Source organism: Aminobacter sp. DSM 101952, from assembly GCF_001424795.1.
Taxonomy (GTDB): Bacteria; Pseudomonadota; Alphaproteobacteria; order Rhizobiales; family Rhizobiaceae; genus Aminobacter; species Aminobacter aganoensis.
In genome coordinates this window covers 168,868-182,160 of record NZ_LMCL01000030.1, presented here as the reverse complement: position 1 = coordinate 182,160, position 13,293 = coordinate 168,868, and the positions used below count along the sequence as shown (strand labels likewise).

Below are 13,293 nucleotides of genomic sequence, written 5' to 3'. Positions count from 1 at the left end.
CGCGCGGGTTTTCAGTTACGCCCCGCCGGCCTCCACGGCAGCAAAGGTCTCTTCGAGAACGCCGACCAGATGATCGGCATCGCGCCTGGTGAAGATCATCGGCGGGCGCATCTTGAGCACGTTGTCGTGCGGGCCTTCGGTGCCGATGAGCACGCCGCGAGCGCGCGCCCCGTCATTGACCTTGCGGGCGAAGGCGGTGGCCGGCTCCCTGGTCCTGCGGTCGGTGACCAGCTCGATGCCGAGGAACAGGCCCATGCCCCTGACGTCGCCGATGACCTCGTAGCGCGTCTGCATGTCGCGAAAGCGCCCGACGAGATAGGCGCCGACATCGGCGGCGTTGTCGCGCAGGCGGTCGCGCTCGATGACGTCGAGCACGGCGAGGCCCGCAGCACAGGACACCGGGTTGCCACCGAAGGTGTTGAAATACTCCATGCCGTTGTTGAAGCGGTCGGCGATGTCGCGCGTGGTGACCAGCGCCGACATCGGGTGGCCATTGCCGATGGGCTTGCCCATGGTGACGATGTCAGGGACGACGCCCTGCGTCTCGAAGGCCCACCAGTGGCTGCCGACACGGCCGAAACCAACCTGCACCTCGTCGGCGATGCAGAAGCCGCCGGCGGCGCGGACCATGGCGTAGACTTCCTTGAGATAGCCCTCGGGGAGAAAGACCTGGCCGGCGACGCTGGGGATGGATTCAGCGATGAAGAAGGCCGGCGCGCGGCCTTGCTTGCGCATCGTTTCGATCTGCCCGGCGATGCTTTCGGCGAAGCGTTTTGCATGCTGCTCTGCCGGCCAGTCCGACGGCGCGCGGTAGCTGTCGGGAATGGTCGCCTCGAAGACATGCGCCGGCCGGCCCTTGCCGCCCTTGCGCTTGTATTTGTAGGGGCTGAGGTCGATCAACTCCTGGGTGGTGCCGTGATAGGCCCAGTCGAGCACCAGCGCGTCGTTGCTGCCTGTGAGGGTGCGCGACATGCGCAGCGCCAGCGAATTGGCCTCGCTGCCCGAGCAGGCGAAGGAAGCGACCGACAGGCCCTCGGGCAAGGTCGCGGTCAGCCGCTCGGCATAGGTGACGATGGCGTCATGCAGGTAGCGCGTGTTGGTGTTGAGCTTCGCCGCCTGGGTGGCGATGGCCTCGACGACATCGGGATGGGCGTGGCCGAGGTGGCAGACATTGTTGAAGCAGTCGAGATAAGCGCGGCCCCGGTCGTCGATCAGCCAGGCGCCCTCGCCACGCACGAACTTGATCGGCTGGGAATAGGAGATCGACAGGTTGGGCAGCAGCGAGGTTTTCCGCGCGGCGACGATTTCGGGGCGGGTGCGGCCGGTCTGGCGTAAGGTCTCGGGCGGGATGCCGGCCAGCGTCGCTGCATCCGGGAACAGCTCGGCCCAGACGTCGAGATAGCGCGCCTCGCCGACGCCGAGGATGTCGCGGGCAGCGAGATCCGGGTCGGTGGAAATCTGGAAATGCAGATGCGGCGCCCAGCCGCCGTTTTCGGCGGGCGCACCCATAGCACCGACGAGCGCGCCGGCTTCGAGCCTTTGTCCGGGCTTGAGGCGTGACATCGCTTCATGCGCCATGTGGCCCCAGAGCGTGACGAAGGGCGGGCAGCCCTGGGGTGCGTGCTCGAGCGCGACCAGACAGCCATAGCCGAGCGGGTCGTCCTCGATCTCGACGCTTTTCACGGTTGCGGCGAGCGGGGTGTAGACCCTGCTGCCAGCCGGCATGAACAGGTCGAGCCCGAGATGGTGGACGCGGCGGGCGCCCTCGACGAAGCGCGACCAGAAAATGTCGGAGGTGTAGACGGTGCGCGCTTCACCCCACGGGCCGATGCCGAGCACGATGCCGTTGTCTGCGCACCAGGCATCCCACCAGGCGGTGGCCTTGTCGGGTTCACGGCCCGCCGAGGTAACGGTCATCGGATGGGCCGGATCGCCATAGGGCACCAGCGCCTTGGCGAGCGTCGCCGGATGGCGGTCAAGCACGGGCGCAAAGCTCTTGCGGTTGACCTCGATCCAGGCGGTGACGGCCTTCGCCCCGGGTGCCGCGTCGAAGCCGCAGGCATGGCGCAGGATGGCGGTGGCGAAGCGCCGGTTCATGGCATCGAGGCGACGAAGCAGGCGCCAGGCCGGGGCCTCCGAGATGGCGAGATAAGGATTGTCGCCGACCTGCGCCTTGCGCACCGCCGAGAGCGAGACGGAGATGACGAGGCGCGCGACGATGAGGTCGAACAGAAGGTCGACTTCCTCCTCGCGCAGCGGGAACTCGGCATGGAAGCCGGCGGCGAGTGCGGCGGCGGCACCAATGGGATCCTCGACGTCGAGGATGGAATAGGCGCAGGCCACCGCGACTTCGGCAATCAGAGGCGAATGGAGCGCGTCGCCGAAATCGATGATGCCGGCGATGCGGCCATGGTCGTTCTCGTCGACCAGCACGTTCCAGTCGTTGGCGTCGTTGTGGATGACCTGGGCGCGCAGCGACGGCAGCCTCGGTGCGACCTCACGGTCGAAGCGTTCGAGGAACCGTTCGAGCAAAGCGCGGTCGGCATCGTCGGCGATATGGGCGAGACGGCCGCGAACGGCGCCGGCCTGGCGAATGTCCCAGTCGAAGCTCCTGAGCGCGCCAGGGTGGATGAAGCCTTGCAGGGCACGATCGAGCTTGCCAAGGCCGCGGCCAAGATTTTCGAGCAGCGTCGGGGTCCGCGCGGCTTCGGCCAGCGGCAGGCCGGGCAGCCAGGAGACGAGGCGCAGCGCATGCCGGCCGCCGTTGGACGCCAATGCATGGGCGAGCGCTTCGCCGCCGGCGGTCTTCTTCAGGCCCGGTACGGCGACATCGGCCCCAGAACGGGCGAGATGGTCGAGCAAAGCCGCCTGGAACTCGCTTTCATGGCGCGGTTCGGACGCGTTGACGATCTTGAAGATCCAGTCGCCCTCTGCCGACATCAGCCTGAAATTCTGATCGCGCTCGCTGTCGAGCGGGGTTGCGACGCCGCCGACGCCGAAATGGCCGGCGGCGAGTGCCGCCGCCTCTTCGCGGGAGAATTGCGGTGCGGGGTGGTTGACGTCGGTCATCGGCAATCCAGGATTTCTGATGCCGGAGCTTGGCACGGGCTTAAAAATGAGGCATCCGGCAATGTGACGGTTGCACCGGCACTTCGCGTGCATTGACCGGCACATTCACGGCGGCCGACGGAAGCGAACGATGAAGGAACTCGACGCCAAGGACAGGGACATTCTCGGCATCCTGACGAAGGAGGCCCGCATCCCGATGAAGGCGCTGGCGGCACGCATCGGGCTGTCTCGAAGTGCCACCACCGAACGCGTGGCGATGCTGGAAACGAGCGGCGTCATCCGCGGCTATCGCGCCGATATCGGCCAGATGGACCGCGGGCTGGTCTCGGCCTTCCTGATGGTGACGCTGGTCTCGACGCCATCTATGGGCGTGCTCGACCAGCTGGCGCGCTATTCGGAAGTGCGGCGGGTGTCGTCGGTCACCGGCCAGTTGGACCTGATCGTCGAGGTGGAGGTGCCGTCTATCGACAGGCTGAACACGCTGCGCGACATCATCGCCACGCATCAAAGCGTGCAAGACCTGACGACGCTGATCGTGCTGCGCCGGGACATCGAGCGGCTGGAATGAAGCGCCTGACGGAGCGTTTCCGCGAAAACGCTCCGTCTTCCTGTTCTTGCGCCATTCCCGGCGGCATCGATCTCAAGGATTGCCCCAGGGCTTGCCCCGGGCCATGAGTTCGATCGCCTTGACGTGCTCGGCCTCGTCGAGGCTGGCAAAGCCGAGGCGGAAGGCTTCGGACGGGTGCGCGGCATCAAGCGCGAAGCGAACGCCCGGCAGGATGGACAGGCCCAGGCCCCCGGCGCGTGCTGCCCAGGTCTCGGCGCTCAGCGGCCCGTGCAGTTGCAACCAGATCGCCAGCCCACCGGCCGGCAAGGCGAAGGATGCGACGTCGCCGAAACGTTCGGCCAGCAAGCCGGCCAGATGGTCGCGGCGTTGCTGGTAGATGCGGCGGGCCTTGCGGGCATGGCGGCGCAAGGCGCCGTCCGAGATCAGCCCGGCAATGGCGTTCTCCAGCGGCAGGTCGCCCTGTCGGTCGACGGCTTCGCGGCGGTCGGCCATGCGCTGGAGCAGGCCGCGCTCGGCAACGGCGTAGCCGACGCGGATGCCCGGTGCGAGCAGCTTGGACAGCGAGCCGATGTAGACGACGCGCTGGTCGGGCGTCGCCCGCGCCGCCATCGGCAGGACCGGCCTGCCGTCGAAGCGGTATTCGTGATCGTAGTCGTCCTCGATGATCGCCAGCCCGAAGCGGCGGGCAAGGTCGAGAAGGCGGAGCCGGCGCGCCGCGCCGAGCGTCACCGTCGTGGGATACTGGTGATGCGGCGTGAGGTAGACGGCCTTCAGCCCCCGCTCCCGTTCGGCGAGGCGTTCGAGGGCGTCGATGTCGAGGCCGCCGCCGTCGACCGGCACGCCGAGCACGCGGGCGCCGGCGGCGCGGAAGGCCGCCCAGGCGAGCGGATAGCCGGGTGTCTCGACGGCAATGGCCTGGCCCGGCGACAGCATCGCCGACGCCGCCAGGAACAGCGCCATCTGGCTGCCGCGGGTGACGAGGATGTCGTCGGGGGCGGCCGTCAGCCCGCGCTCTTCCTTGAGGTAGGCGGCGAGCGCCTCGCGCAGTTGCGGGCTGCCGCGCGGATCGCCATAGGCGCAGGCGGTCAGGAAGGACGGCCCGGCAAGGGCATTGCGAAAGGCCCTGGCGAACTCGGCCGCCGGCATGAGACGGGCATCGGGGGCGCCGTCCGACAGGTTCAGCATCGGCTTTCGCGCCGGGACGGCGGCGGGCGATGCTGCCGATGGTCGAGCGGGGCGCGCCGGCGCCATGCCGAAATCGGGCAGGTCGTGCGCGACGAAGGTGCCGCGCGATGGCTCGGTGGCGAGCCAGCCCTGCATGGTCAGCTCGTGATAGGCGGCATCGACCGTGTTGCGGTTGAGCCTGAGGTTCTTCGCCAGCGCCCGCGTGCCCGGCAAGGGATCGCCCGGCTTGAGCCTGCCGCGTTCGATCTCGGCGATGATCGCGGCAGCGAGGGCGAGAAAGACCGGCTGGCCCGTGTCAGGCCCGAGCTCGATCGCAATGTCCTTTCGCCCCGCCATCCGGCCTACCCATTTTCTTCAAACCGGACCTGTTGACTAGGCCGGACAAGGCCTATCGCATGAAGACGAGGTTGCTGCAATCCCGCGGCACCGAGATCGAAAGGACAAGGTCATGGCCGAGAAAGCCGTTTTCTATCATGCCGGATGCTCCGTCTGCGTCGATGCCGAGCAGCAGTTCGCCTCGGCGCTCGACGGCGCGCGCTACAAGGTCGAGATCGTTCATCTCGGCGAGGACAAGGCGCGGCTCGGCGAGGCCGAGGCGGCCGGGGTCAAGTCGGTTCCGGCCTTCGTCATCGGCGGCGCCGTCTATCACATCAACCACGGCGCCGACCTCTCGGCCCTGCGCTGAGCGGCCGACGGAGACTGGCATGCTGAAGTCCGCGATCGCCATACGGCATATCCACTTCGAGAACCTGGGCACGTTCGAAGCCGTACTGGCGGGCGCGGGCTACAAGCTTCACTACCACGACGTCGGGGTCGACTCGCTGTCGATGCTCGACCCCGTGCAGCCGGACCTGCTGGTCGTGCTCGGCGGTCCGGTCGGCGTCTATGACGACGACGCCTATCCGTTCCTGGCCTGGGAGCGGGCGCTGCTGTCGCGCCGCCTCGCCGCCGGCCGGCCGACCTTCGGCATCTGCCTCGGCGCGCAGCAGATGGCGGCGACGCTGGGGGCCAAGGTGGCGCCGACCGGCGTCAAGGAAATCGGCTTTTCGCCGCTGACGCTGAGCAGCAGCGGCTGGGCAAGCCCGTTGCGCCATCTCGACGGCGTCCCGGTGCTGCACTGGCACGGCGACGCCTTCGAGATCCCAGAAGGGGCCGAGAACCTGGCTTCGACGCAGCTGTGCGGCCAACAGGCGTTCGCTGTCGGGCGCAACTTGCTGGGCGTGCAGTTCCATCCCGAGGCCGAGGCCTGCAACGGCCTGGAACCCTGGCTCGTCGGCCATGCCACCGAACTGTCCACCGCCGGCATCGACCCACGCGCGATCCGGGCGGACGCGATACGCCACGGCGCGCGCCTGCGCGAGGCAGGCCGGGCGATGTTCGGCGAATGGCTCGAAGGGCTCGAGCCATGAGCGGCGACGTCGCCGCCAATCTGGCAACGGTGCGCAACAAGATCGGCGAAGCGGCCGAGCGGTCCGGACGCACGGCCGAGGCCGTGCGGCTGGTGCTGGTGACCAAGACGGTGGCGGCCGAACGCGTCCGCCAGGCCGTCCGCGCCGGCCAGATCGACCTCGGCGAGAACAAGGTGCAGGAAGGCCGGCGCAAGGCCGACGGGCTTGCCGGCGAGACGATCCGCTGGAGCATGATCGGCCATCTGCAGAGCAACAAGGTCAAGGACGTGCTGCGCTTCGCCGCGGAAGTGCAGTCGCTCGACCGGCTGTCGCTGGCGACCGCGCTGGAGAAGCGCCTGCAGCATCTCGGCCAGGGCCTCGACGTGCTGGTGCAGGTCAATACCTCGAACGAGGCAAGCAAATATGGGCTCGCGCCTGACGAGGTGCCGGCGTTCCTGAAGGCGTTGCAGGCGTTCGACGCCCTGCGCCCGCGCGGCTTCATGACGCTGGCGCGGTTCACGCCGGATGTGGCCGAGGTGCGGCGCTGCTTCCGCGTGCTGCGCTCAATCCGCGACAAGGCGGTGCTCGACGCGCCGCAGGGCGCGGCACTCGCCGGACTTTCGATGGGCATGTCGGGCGACTACGAGGTGGCCATCGAGGAAGGGGCGACCATCGTGCGGGTGGGCCAGGCGGTGTTCGGCCCACGGCCCCTGCCCGATTCCTACTACTGGCCGGACCTGGCCATGACGGCCGGGGGAAGCTGACCTCTCCCGGCTGCGATCGACGCACATCCGGCCCGCCCGTGCCGGGACTGACCAAGGGACGTTTCGGCCTGGCGACGAGAGGGCGCGCCCAGGCAATCTTCGTTCGTCGTAGCGATCACGCTTCCACGTCGCCGCGCTGCGGCAGCCCTCTACCACCTCCCAGGTGCCGTTCGGATGTATTAGTCGCTTCTGGCAGAGCTGTTTCAATTGCTGTACGCTCTGCGACGGAGGAACGAACGCCGGCACAGCCAGCGTCACAGACCGACGAATCTGGGAGGGTTCATGGTCGACATCATTTCCAAGCGGGACGGCCCGCGGCGCGAGGATGTGCAGATCAAGCGATTGGTCGAGCAGAACCGCGCCACGATAACGCGCCTTGCCGACCAGATCAGTTCCGGTGCCTATTCCGCCCGCAAGGCTCCGCGCGAGGCGCCCAAGGCCCAGGGCCTGATCTTCCATCAGGTCACCGCGGGCTCGCCTGCGGCAGAGCCTGATCCGCACGTGCGGATCAGCCTCAACGGGCGCGTCGTCATCGTCGACCAGAACTGCGGCAAGCAGCTTCATCACATTGGCGAGATTCGAAGCAAGAACGGCCTGGACGTGTTCGTGCTCGCCACGCGCGCCAATGGATTCTTTTCGCCGGTCAACGAGGCGATAGCCGAGGCGCTGTTCGAACTCGACGGCACGACGATCGAGGCCAGCGGAAGCGAAGAACAACTTGCTGTCGCCATCGGTGCGAGATTGGGATTTGCCGGATAGCGGACTCTTCGACGGCATGTGCCAAGCCATATGGTCAAACAACAACCAGGAACTTGATGTAACAGCTGGATGACAAAAGAGATCGGCCAAGACGAAATCCAGGTCGCTGCCCGTCCGTCGCGCTCAAGGCCGGTTGCGGGAAAGATGGTCCCGGCCAGCGCGGACTATGACGAGCGCATCACGATGCGCGCCTGGGAGACGTTGCTGTCGGGCGAAACCGGCGACACAAGCCACCGCTTCCCCGTTCGTTCGCTGATCCACGATTCCTGGAGCCGTTGCGCCATCGGCGGCATCAACGCCCAGCAAGGCGAAGCCCCCATCAACAGCGGCAAGGACGAGATCGAATATCTCACCCGCGCCAACAACGACCTGCTCGCGGCCGCGCGCCGATCGTTCGCCACCATCGGGCGCCTCCTTGACGGCACCGGCGCGATGCTGGTGCTGGCCGACGGCGAAGGGATGCTGATCGACGCCATCGGCGACAAGAAGACCATCCACGACGGCATGGATATCCATCTCGCCATTGGCGGCAAATGGACCGAGGACGTGGTCGGCACCAACGGCATCGGCACGGCGCTGTGGACGGGCGAGCCCGTCTTCGTTCATGCCGCCGAGCACTTTTGCGCAGGCATCAAGTCGTGGACATGTGCCGGCTCGCCGATCCGCGACCCCTATGACGGGACGATCATCGGCGTGGTCGACCTTTCCGGCCATCCCGACATCTTCCGCCCCCACAACACGGCGCTTGTCACGGCGGCCGCGCGCGAAATCGAAAAAGCGCTTGCCGACCATCAGAATGCCGAGCGCACGCGGCTGCTCGAGGTGTTCATCGCGTCCGCTCCGCACTACCGCCGCACAGACGGCCTGATGATCGTCGACCGGCGCGGCCGCCCGATCTATTGCAACAACCTGCCGGATTACGCCGCGGGCAATCCGCTCGACGACCAGTTGCCGCAAGGCCGGGGCTGGCGCCTTCAGTTTCCAGAGGCGGACACCGTCGCCGCACTGGCAAACGCCCTGCCCCAGGGCCTGCAGGCCTGTAACATCAGCCCGCTCAATCTCGACGGCGATCTTCGCGGCGCAGCCCTGGTATTTCCATCGGGCAGGGTTGCGCGTCGTACATACCCCTCACGGCCGGCGACACCTCACCTGGCCGAAGCCGCGGCAGAAATCGTCGGGGACAGCGAAGCGCTGTTGGCGGCCATCGACGTCGCATGCCGCGTTGCGCAATCGAAGGAAGTCACCTCGGTGCTGATCGAGGGCGAGACCGGTGTCGGCAAGGAGCTGTTCGCGCGCCTGGTCCACGCCGGCAGCCGGCGTGCACCCAGCGACCCGTTCGTGGCCCTGAACTGCGGTGCCATAACAAGAGAGCTGTTCGGCAGCGAATTGTTCGGCCACGTCGCCGGCGCCTTCACCGGCGCCAGCCGCGAGGGCAAGCCGGGCGTCTTCGAGCTGGCCAATGGCGGCGTGCTCAGCCTCGACGAGATCGGCGAGATGCCGCTGGAGATCCAGCCCTTCCTGCTGCGCGTCCTGGAGGAGCGGGTCGTCCATCGCCTCGGCGACAGCCGTGGCCGCCCGGTGGACGTGCGCCTGATCGCCTCGACAAATCGCGATCTCAAGCAGGAGGTTGCCGCCGGCCGCTTCCGGCGTGACCTCTACTACCGCATCGGCACCGTATCCATCCATGTGCCGCCGCTACGCGAACGCGGCGACGACTGGCAATTGCTGCTCGAGCACTTCAATCGCAAGATCGCCGGCCGGATCGGCGGCACGCTCCTGGAATTCTCCGACCCTGCCCTTGAGGCGTTGCAAGCCTATCAATGGCCCGGCAACGTCCGCGAGCTGCGCAACCTGGTCGAACGGCTGCATGTACTTTCGCATGGCAACATGGTGGAGGCTACAGACCTGCCCGAAGAGATCGCTTCGCCGGCGAAGCCTGAAATGCCCGCGAAGATCGCTGAATCAACCGCAGCACCGATCATCAGTTTCGAGGACGCCGAGCGCCAGGCAGTGCTGTGCGCGCTGACGGCCGAGGGCGGCAATCTCAGCCGCGTGGCGCAGAGGCTCGGCATTTCGCGTCCGACGCTGTACCGCAAGCTCGATCAGTTCGGCATTCGCCGCGGCTTCGTCTGAGCGTTGTTTCCCTGTCGGCAAAAAAGAACCCCATGGCCGTGAGCCATGGGGCGGGGAAAGGCGGCGCGTGGCCGCCACTCTCAGGCTGCCACTCTCAGGCGGCCCCTCTCAGGCAGCTTGCGCGGCAGTGTCGCCAACGAGAATGGCGCGATTGCGCAGCAAGAGCCCGGCCGCGGCCGCGCCAAGGCATGGGGCAACGATGTAGAGCCAGAGCTGCGACATCGCCGCTCCGCCGGCAAACAGGGCCGGTCCGAGCGAACGAGCCGGATTGACCGAGGCGCCCGAGACGACGATGCCGGCGAGATGGATCGCCACCAGCGTCAGTCCGATCGCCAGGCCGGCAACCGGTCCCGAACCGGCCTGCGACGTGGCGTTCAGGATCACCGTGACGAACAGGAACGTTGCCACCAGTTCGAACAGGAAGGCCGAGACGACGGAATAGGCTGACCAGCCGTTCTGGGCAAAGCCGTTCGCCGCCACGTCAAAGCCGGAGACCTTGCCCTGCGCGATGACATAGAGCACGCCGGCGGCGACGATCGCGCCGAAGCACTGGGCAATGACGTAGCCGACAAAATCCCCCGAGCCGAGGCGCCCGGAGACCAGAAAGCCAAGGCTGACGGCGGGGTTGAGATGCGCGCCCGAAATCGGGCCGATGGAATAGGCCATCGCCACGACCGACAGGCCGAAGGCCAGCGCCACGCCAAGCAGCCCGACCTCCGAGCGCATGAAGAGGATTGTCGCGCAGCCGAAGAAGACCAGCGCGAAGGTGCCGATGAATTCGCAGACGTATTTGTTCACTTTCCACTCCCTGGGGTTGATATGCCGGATCGGCCGTCTCTTCTGTTGGGGCGACCGATCCGGATCCATTCACGGCATGAGGACACGCGGCCTCATGATCGCTTGCTTTCGCTCGAGCCTAGGCCCGACCGAGCTTTTCAGCGCCGCCGCCCAGCGCCGGGCCGGCTGTCGGGTCTTCCTCCTCGGCAACGTCGCCGACGAGCGTTTCCGTCGTCAGGATGAGCACGGCGACCGACGCGGCGTTCTTGAGCGCGGTGTAGGTGACGCGGACCGGATCGATGATCCCGGCTTCGTACATGTTCTGGAACTTGCCGAGCGCGGCGTTGTAGCCGTAGCCGCCATTGACCCGCGACACCTCGGCCACGACTGCTTCCGGATCGCCGCCGGCATTGGCGACGATGCGCCAAAGCGGCCGCGTCAGCACCGACTTGACCAGGCGCACGCCCTCGGCGACATCGCCTTCAACCCCTGCGAGCACCTCGTCGAGCACGGGCGCGATCTGCGTGAGTGCAGAGCCGCCGCCCGCCACGACGCCCTCTTCGGAGGCCGCTCGCACGGCGTGCAGGGAATCCTCGATGAGCTGGATGGTCCGCTTCTGCTCGACCGGGGTTACGCCACCGGCATAGAGCACGGCCGTGCCGCCGGAGAGCTTTGCCAGACGTTCGCGCAGCTTGTCCTGCTCGATGTTCGGCGGAGCCGCCTCGTATTGGCGCTGCACCTGGGCGCGTCGCGCCGCGATGGCGGCGATGTCGCCGCCGCCGCGGATGACCGAGGTGTAGGTTGCGCTGGTCTTGACCCGCTCGGCCGTACCGAGATCTTCGGCGGTGATGTCTTCGAGACGCCCCCCAAGATCACGCGCCAGCACCTTGCCGCCGGTCAGGATCGCGAGATCCTCCAGCATTGCCTTGCGCCAGTGACCGTATTCCGGCGGATGGACGACGAGATACTTGCCCGGCCCGTTCTTGCCGAGCAGCGTGACCACCACCTCCGGCGACACTTCTTCCGCCACGATCAGCAGCGGGCGGCCGTCCTCGTCGGCGATGCGACGAACCGCATCCAGCGCCGCCGGATCCTTGATCTTGAGATCGGTCATCAGGATGTATGGCCGATCGAGCACCGCCTCCATCCTCTCCTGGTCGGTGACCATGTGGTGGGAAAGATAGCCGCGGTCGAAAGACATGCCTTCGACCACATCGAGGGTGGTCTCCGTCGTCACGCTGAAGTCGGTGGTAATGACGCCTTCGGCGCCCACCCGCTCATAGGCCTCTGCCACCAGCGCGCCCAGCCTGGGGTCGGTGGCAGCGATGTTGGCGACCGCCGCCAGGTTGCCGTTGGACCTGGCCGGCTTGGCCGAAGCCTTCAGCGCGTCGACGACCCTGGTCACGGCAAGATCGATGCCCTTGCACAGGTCGACGGACTTCGCACCGCGCTCATTGGCCTCGACGCCCTTCTGGATCAGCGCATTGGCGAGCACGATCGCGGTCGTGGTGCCATCGCCGGCGACTTCGTTGGTCTGCATCGAAACCTCGCGCACCACCTGTGCGCCCATGTTCTCGAAACGATCGTGGAGTTCGATCTCCGACGCGATGCTGACGCCGTCACGGGTGACCATCGGCGTGCCGATCGGCCTGTCGATCATCGCGTTCATGCCTTTCGGTCCGAGCGTCGGCTCGACAGCGGCAGCGAGTTGGAACACGCCGCGTGCAAGCGCACGCCGGGCATGGGAATTGTGGATCATAACTTTAGGCATGACTCCTCCTTCCGCCTTACGGGCGGTTTGTTGATTAGGGGCCTCGTGCGAGGAAGGCCGTTGTCTCAGGTCAGTGGCGTTTGGGTTGGCCGTGCCTTGTCCGGAACCCGATCCAGGATGAAATCGACAAGGGTAGGTTCCCCGTCGACGACATCCGCTTCCTTGTATCGCGTGTGCTTGAGCCCCCGGCACAAGGCGCCGTTGAACTCCATATTGATGCGAACCCCGCGCAATTCCGCGAGATAGGCGCCCAGTGCCGAGTTCGGGATGCCAGCGCCCTCAGATGTTACGAAGACCGGGTCCTCGGGCCGCCGCCCGGGAAAACGCTCGAGCAGCGCTGCGCGGTATCGCGGCATTTGCTTCGCCGCCTCGCCCGGCTCGAACCGGACGACATCGAGCGCCGCCAGGTCCATGCCGAGGATTTCCCGATCCGTCAGGCCATGCCGCCGCAGGCCGCACAGCACCGCCTCCTGGCGCCGCTTGAAGGCCTTCACCCTGAAGGTCTCGCGCAGGCTTTCGAGATCCTGGTCGCCGGAAAGCTCGCCGAAGATCTGGCCAAACGTCTTGCCGGCCTCGATGCCGCGATTGACCTCTTCGGCGAACATGTGGTCGTGCAGCCAGACGCGATAGGCCGGCGACCACGAGAGCCCGTCGAGCGCCTTGCGGATGCCGTCGAGCATGAGATAGGCGAAGTTGGGCGAGCACCAGTAGGTCGGCAGGCGGAAATCGACCTCCACGCTGCCGTCGCCCCTGACTTCGGCCCGCTCGACGAACCCCATCTCGGTGACGGGTTCGTCGAGTTCAGGATCGTTCACCTGTGCGAGAAGCCGCCGGAGTTCTTCCTCGCGGCTGATCGAAACGCCGGCGGTTCCCATGGCC

The 13,293-nt window shown here is 66.9% G+C and carries 11 protein-coding genes; 6 read left to right on the top strand and 5 right to left on the bottom strand.

Going from position 1 to position 13,293, the window contains the following annotated elements; genetic code table 11:
• Positions 1–15: 15 nt before the first annotated feature.
• Positions 16–3,069: an aminotransferase class III-fold pyridoxal phosphate-dependent enzyme gene (locus ASC75_RS17335; protein WP_055978171.1), complete on the bottom strand. Its 3,054-nt coding sequence runs from the start codon at positions 3,067–3,069 to the stop codon at positions 16–18.
• A gap of 130 nt (positions 3,070–3,199) precedes the next feature.
• Between ASC75_RS17335 and ASC75_RS17330 the strand changes: the two genes are divergently transcribed.
• The gene (locus ASC75_RS17330; RefSeq protein ID WP_055978169.1) at positions 3,200–3,637 is read left to right on the top strand and encodes an Lrp/AsnC family transcriptional regulator; all 438 of its coding nucleotides are present in this window, start codon (positions 3,200–3,202) and stop codon (positions 3,635–3,637) included.
• Positions 3,638–3,709: 72 nt separating this feature from the next.
• On the opposite strand, the gene ASC75_RS17325 is transcribed toward ASC75_RS17330, so the two are convergent.
• The gene (locus ASC75_RS17325; protein ID WP_055978167.1) at positions 3,710–5,158 is read right to left on the bottom strand and encodes a PLP-dependent aminotransferase family protein; all 1,449 of its coding nucleotides are present in this window, start codon (positions 5,156–5,158) and stop codon (positions 3,710–3,712) included.
• A 112-nt stretch (positions 5,159–5,270) separates the two neighbouring features.
• Here ASC75_RS17325 and ASC75_RS17320 point away from each other — a divergent pair, with 112 nt between their 5' ends.
• The 5 genes from ASC75_RS17320 (at position 5,271) to ASC75_RS17300 (ending at position 9,866) form a co-directional block, all read left to right on the top strand.
• Positions 5,271–5,507 (top strand): thioredoxin, encoded by a 237-nt coding sequence (locus ASC75_RS17320; protein WP_055978166.1) that lies wholly within the window; start codon positions 5,271–5,273, stop codon positions 5,505–5,507.
• Between the two features lie 19 nt (positions 5,508–5,526).
• Positions 5,527–6,231, top strand: coding sequence for a glutamine amidotransferase (locus tag ASC75_RS17315; RefSeq protein ID WP_184117346.1), 705 nt, complete (start codon positions 5,527–5,529; stop codon positions 6,229–6,231).
• On the top strand, positions 6,228–6,974 hold the full coding sequence (locus ASC75_RS17310) for a YggS family pyridoxal phosphate-dependent enzyme (RefSeq protein ID WP_200943465.1): 747 nt from the start codon (positions 6,228–6,230) through the stop codon (positions 6,972–6,974). The genes ASC75_RS17315 and ASC75_RS17310 overlap by 4 nt, the downstream gene beginning before the upstream one ends.
• Positions 6,975–7,256: 282 nt before the next feature.
• Positions 7,257–7,733, top strand: a complete 477-nt coding sequence (locus ASC75_RS17305; protein WP_055978162.1) for a hypothetical protein — start codon at positions 7,257–7,259, stop codon at positions 7,731–7,733.
• Positions 7,734–7,802: 69 nt separating this feature from the next.
• Positions 7,803–9,866, top strand: coding sequence for a sigma-54-dependent Fis family transcriptional regulator (locus tag ASC75_RS17300; protein ID WP_082496644.1), 2,064 nt, complete (start codon positions 7,803–7,805; stop codon positions 9,864–9,866).
• A gap of 108 nt (positions 9,867–9,974) precedes the next feature.
• On the opposite strand, the gene ASC75_RS17295 is transcribed toward ASC75_RS17300, so the two are convergent.
• The 3 genes from ASC75_RS17295 to ASC75_RS17285 form a co-directional block, all read right to left on the bottom strand.
• The gene (locus ASC75_RS17295; protein ID WP_055978160.1) at positions 9,975–10,664 is read right to left on the bottom strand and encodes an MIP family channel protein; all 690 of its coding nucleotides are present in this window, start codon (positions 10,662–10,664) and stop codon (positions 9,975–9,977) included.
• Positions 10,665–10,782: 118 nt separating this feature from the next.
• Positions 10,783–12,414 carry a molecular chaperone GroEL gene (locus tag ASC75_RS17290; protein ID WP_055978158.1) on the bottom strand — a complete coding sequence of 544 codons (1,632 nt, stop codon included), beginning with the start codon at positions 12,412–12,414 and terminating at the stop codon, positions 10,783–10,785.
• A gap of 65 nt (positions 12,415–12,479) precedes the next feature.
• Positions 12,480–13,289 (bottom strand): iron-sulfur cluster assembly protein, encoded by an 810-nt coding sequence (locus ASC75_RS17285; RefSeq protein ID WP_055978155.1) that lies wholly within the window; start codon positions 13,287–13,289, stop codon positions 12,480–12,482.
• Positions 13,290–13,293 lie beyond the last annotated feature (4 nt).

Coding starts and splice junctions, on each gene's coding strand:
- ASC75_RS17335 (WP_055978171.1), bottom strand. CDS start 3,069: ATGACCGACGTCAACCACCCCGCACCGCAATTCTCCCGCGAAGAGGCG.
- ASC75_RS17330 (WP_055978169.1), top strand. CDS start 3,200: ATGAAGGAACTCGACGCCAAGGACAGGGACATTCTCGGCATCCTGACG.
- ASC75_RS17325 (WP_055978167.1), bottom strand. CDS start 5,158: ATGGCGGGGCGAAAGGACATTGCGATCGAGCTCGGGCCTGACACGGGC.
- ASC75_RS17320 (WP_055978166.1), top strand. CDS start 5,271: ATGGCCGAGAAAGCCGTTTTCTATCATGCCGGATGCTCCGTCTGCGTC.
- ASC75_RS17315 (WP_184117346.1), top strand. CDS start 5,527: ATGCTGAAGTCCGCGATCGCCATACGGCATATCCACTTCGAGAACCTG.
- ASC75_RS17310 (WP_200943465.1), top strand. CDS start 6,228: ATGAGCGGCGACGTCGCCGCCAATCTGGCAACGGTGCGCAACAAGATC.
- ASC75_RS17305 (WP_055978162.1), top strand. CDS start 7,257: ATGGTCGACATCATTTCCAAGCGGGACGGCCCGCGGCGCGAGGATGTG.
- ASC75_RS17300 (WP_082496644.1), top strand. CDS start 7,803: ATGACAAAAGAGATCGGCCAAGACGAAATCCAGGTCGCTGCCCGTCCG.
- ASC75_RS17290 (WP_055978158.1), bottom strand. CDS start 12,414: ATGCCTAAAGTTATGATCCACAATTCCCATGCCCGGCGTGCGCTTGCA.
- ASC75_RS17285 (WP_055978155.1), bottom strand. CDS start 13,289: ATGGGAACCGCCGGCGTTTCGATCAGCCGCGAGGAAGAACTCCGGCGG.